The sequence below is a fragment of the Kitasatospora sp. NPDC059722 genome (assembly GCF_042733235.1).
Lineage (GTDB): Bacteria > Actinomycetota > Actinomycetes > Streptomycetales > Streptomycetaceae > Kitasatospora.
Map to the genome: position 1 here is coordinate 1 of NZ_JBHWGD010000213.1, position 4,592 is coordinate 4,592.

General features: G+C 74.4%; 1 protein-coding gene. It reads left to right on the plus strand.

The genetic code is table 11. The annotated features are described in order from the left end of the window. A partial coding sequence (locus tag ACFV4F_RS42405) for a type I polyketide synthase (RefSeq protein ID WP_380511186.1) occupies positions 1 to 4,592 on the plus strand: 4,592 nt, incomplete at both ends.

Below are 4,592 nucleotides of genomic sequence, written 5' to 3' on the forward strand. Positions count from 1 at the left end.
GCATCTCGCCGCGCGAGGCCCTCGCGTTGGCCCCGCAGCAGCGCCTGCTGCTGGAGACGTCCTGGGAGGCCTTCGAGCGGGCGGGCATCGACCCGGCGGGCCTGCGCGGCACCCGCACCGGCGTGTTCGTCGGCACGGCGGGCGTCGACTACGTCGGCGTGGTGATGAACTCGGACGAGGACATGGAGGGCCACGCCACCACCGGCCTGACGGCGAGCGTGCTGTCCGGCCGGGTGTCGTACACCTTCGGTCTGGAGGGCCCGGCGGTCACCGTCGACACGGCGTGCTCCTCGTCGCTCGTGGCGATGCACCTCGCGTCGCAGGCGCTGCGGGCCGGCGAGTGCACGCTGGCCCTCGCGGGCGGCGTCACCGTGCTGTCGACGCCGATGAGCTTCTCCGGGTTCTCCCGGCAGGGCGGGCTCGCTCCGGACGGGCGGTGCAAGGCGTTCGCCGACGCGGCGGACGGGACGGGCTGGGCGGAAGGCGCGGGCGTCCTGGTGCTGGAGCGGCTCTCTGACGCCCGCCGCAACGGGCACCCGGTGCTCGCCGTCCTGCGCGGCTCGGCCGTCAACCAGGACGGCGCGTCGAACGGACTGACGGCGCCCAACGGTCCGTCCCAGCAGCGCGTCATCCGCCAGGCGCTGGCCGCCGCCGGGCTTTCTGCCGCCGAGGTCGACGCCGTCGAGGGCCACGGGACGGGCACGCCGCTCGGCGACCCGATCGAGGCCCAGGCACTCCTCGCCACCTACGGGCAGGACCGCGAACAGCCGCTCCTGCTCGGCTCGCTGAAGTCCAACATCGGCCACACCCAGGCCGCGGCCGGCGCGGCCGGCGTGATCAAGACGGTGATGGCGCTGCGGCACGGCGTGCTGCCGAAGACGCTGCACGTCGACGCGCCGTCCGCCGAGGTGGACTGGTCGGCGGGGGCCGTCGAGCTGCTCACCGAGGCCCGGGCCTGGCCGGAGGTGGACCGGCCGCACCGCGCGGGCGTGTCCGCGTTCGGGATCAGCGGCACGAACGCGCACGTGATCGTCGAGGAGGCGGTCGAGGAGGACGCCGCGACCGACGAACCGGCGGTTGTGCCCGGTGCGGTGCCGTGGGTGGTCTCGGCGAAGTCGGAGGCGGCGCTCGACGCGCAGCTGGGGCGGCTGGCCGGCATCGACGGTTCTCCCGTGGACGTCGCCCTCGCCTTGGCGGGCCGCTCGCGGCTCGGGCATCGCGCGGTGCTGGTGGACGGGGTCGAGGTTGCGCGTGGTGTGGCGGGGGAGCGGTCTGCGGCGTTCCTGTTTTCGGGGCAGGGGTCGCAGCGGTTGGGGATGGGGCGGGAGTTGTATGCCCGGTTCCCGGTGTTCGCGTCGGCTTTTGATGCCGTGTGTGCGGAGTTGGATTCGGCGCTGCGGGATGTGGTGTGGGGCGATGATGCTGAGCTGTTGAACCGGACGGAGTTCGCTCAGGCCGGGTTGTTCGCGGTCGAAGTGGCTCTGTTCCGGTTGCTCGAGTCGTTGGGTGTGGAGCCGGAGTTCGTGGCCGGGCACTCCATTGGCGAGGTGGCGGCGGCGCATGTGGCCGGGGTGTTCAGCCTGACCGATGCCTGCGCTCTGGTGAGTGCTCGTGGTCGGCTGATGCAGGCGCTGCCCGAGGGTGGCGCGATGCTCGCCGTGCAGGCGGCGGAGGACGAAGTCCTGCCGCTGTTGGGTGAGTTCGTGTCGATCGCGGCCGTCAATGGACCGTCGTCCGTGGTCGTCTCGGGCACGGAGGAGGCTGTCGCGGCGATCGAGGAGCACTTCGCGGACCGTAAGACGACGCGGCTGAAGGTGTCGCACGCGTTCCACTCGCCGCTGATGGATCCGATGCTGGAGGACTTCCGCGAGGTCCTCAACGGGCTTGCCTACAGCGCGCCTTCGATTCCGCTGGTCTCCAACCTGACCGGCGCGCTGGCCGAAGGCGTCCAGGGGCCCGACTACTGGGTGCGCCACGTCCGTGAGGCCGTCCGTTTCGCCGACGGCCTCCACGCCCTGCGCGCAGCCGGTGCCACGGCCTTCGTCGAGCTCGGTCCGGACGGTGTCCTTGCCGCCCTCGCCCAGCACGAGTCGGACGCCCCCGCACTCCCGCTCCTGCGCCGCGACCGGCCCGAGGAGCACACCCTCGTCACCGCCCTGGCCCGCCTGCACGTCACCGGTGTCCCCGTCGACTGGGCCCGGCTGTTCGACGGCACCGGCGCCCGCCGCGTCGACCTGCCGACGTACCCCTTCCAGCACCAGCACTACTGGCCCGCCCTGGGCAGCGGCGTCGGCGACGTCGCCTCCGCCGGTCTGCTGGCGGCGGACCACCCGCTGCTCGGCGCCGCCGTGCCGCTCGCGGGCACGGACAGCGTCGTCTTCACCGGCCGGCTCGCGCCCGGCACGGCGGTGTGGGACGGCGACGCGGACGTCTTCCCGTCGGCCGGGTTCCTGGAGCTGGCGATCCGGGTCGGCGACCACGTCGGCTGCGACCGGGTCGAGCGGCTCGCCGTGGCCCGGCCGCTCGCCCTGGACGCGGGCACCATGCTCCAGGTCCGGGCCGGTGCGCCGGACGGGTCGGGGGCGCGGACGGTGACGTTCTTCTCGCGCCCCGACGGCGGGCTCGACGAGCCCTGGACCGAGCACGCCACCGGGGTGCTGACCACGGGAGCGTGCGCCGCCGACTTCGACGCGGCGGTCTGGCCGCCGACCGGCGCGGTCGCGGACGACGCGGTCACGGACGGTGCCGACGTCTGGCGGCGCGGCGAGGAGACCTTCGCCGAGGCCGAGCTCCCGGCCGAACTGGCGGGCACGGCAGCCGGGTTCGGGCTGCACCCCGCGCTGCTGGCCGCCGTTCTGCGGGCGGACGGCCGGGGGCTCGTCCCCGTGGCCTGGTCCGGGGTGTCGCTGCACGCCACGGGCGCCACGGTGGCGCGCGCCCGACTGGTGCGGACGGGCGCGGACACGCTGTCGCTGACCCTCGCCGACGCGGCGGGCGAGCTCGTGCTCTCGGCGGAGTCCGTGGAGCTGGGTGAGCCGGCCGCCGCCTCTCACGGGGCGAACGGGTCATTGCTGCGGCTGGAATGGATCGCGGCTGCGCCCGTCCGACCGGTCGGCGTTCGGTCCGTGGAGGTCGCCGGGCTGTCCGAGCTCGGTGACGACGTGCCGGAGGTCGTGGTGGTCCCGGTGGCGGGCGGTTCGACGCCCGGGGACGTGCACGAGGTGACGGCGTGGGTGCTGGGCCTGGTGCAGGAGTGGCTGGCGGAGCCGCGGTTCGCGGATGCGCGCCTCGTCCTCGTCACCCGGGGCGCGGTCGACGGGGTGTCGGATCTCGCGGGCGCTGCCGTGTGGGGTCTGGTGCGGGCGGCCGAGTCGGAGAACCCGGGTCGGTTCGTGCTCGTGGACACGGACGGCGAGTTCCCGTTGGACGCCGTGCTGGCGACCGGAGAGTCGCAGGTGGTGGTCCGCGACGGTGCCGTGCGCGTCGGCCGGCTGACCCGCGCTCCCGGCGGTGGGTCGTCCGCGGGCTGGGGCGAGGGAACGGTCGTCGTCACGGGCGGCACTGGCGGTCTTGGCCGTCTCGTCGCACGCCACTTGGTGGCGGAACACGGCGTCCGGGACCTGCTGTTGCTGAGCCGCCGCGGGGGCGTCGGTGTGTGGCTGGAGGACCTGCGCGAGCTGGGCGCCGACGTCGAGGTCGTGGCCTGTGACGCCGCCGATCGCGAGGCGCTCGCCGAGGCCCTGAAGGGCCGGACGATCACGGGTGTCGTGCACGCGGCCGGTGTGCTGGACGACGGCGTCGTGAGCACACTGACGCCCGAGCGACTCGCTGCCGTCCTGCGTCCCAAGGTCGACGCGGCGTGGAACCTGCACGAGCTGACCAAGGACCAGGACCTCAAGGCCTTCGTCCTGTTCTCGTCCATCTCCGGTGTCCTGGGCAGCGCCGGCCAGGGCAACTACGCGGCGGCGAACGTCTACCTCGACGCGCTTGCCGTCTGGCGCCGTCAGAACGGCCTACCCGCCCAGTCCCTCGGCTGGGGTGCGTGGGTGCCGACCGCCGGCATGACGGGCACGCTCACCGAGGCCGACCTGCACCGCATCCGCTCCTCCGGCGTCCCGCCGCTCACCGAGGAGGACGGCCTCGCGCTGCTCGACGCCGCGATGGCCGTCGACGAGCCGTACCTGGTCGCGACCGGCCGCATGGCCGCGGGCGCCCGCCCGCGCGGCGAGGTGCCGACGATGTTCCGCGCCCTCCTGCCCGCCGGGCGCCGCACCGCCGTGAGCACCACCGGCACGGCCCTCGCCGCCCGCGTGTACGAGCTGCGCGAGGGCGACCGCCTGCGCCACCTCGTCGACCTCGTCCGCGCGGAGGCCGCCGGCGTCCTCGGCCACGCCTCGGGCCAGGCGGTCGACCCCGCGCGGGAGTTCCGGGACCTCGGCTTCGACTCCCTCACCGCGATCGAACTGCGCAACCGCCTGGCCGACGTCACCGGGCTCCGGCTTCCGGCGACCATGGTCTTCGACTACCCGACCCCGCACGCCCTCGCCGCGCACCTCCTCGGGGAACTCCTCGACGACGAGGACGACGTGGCG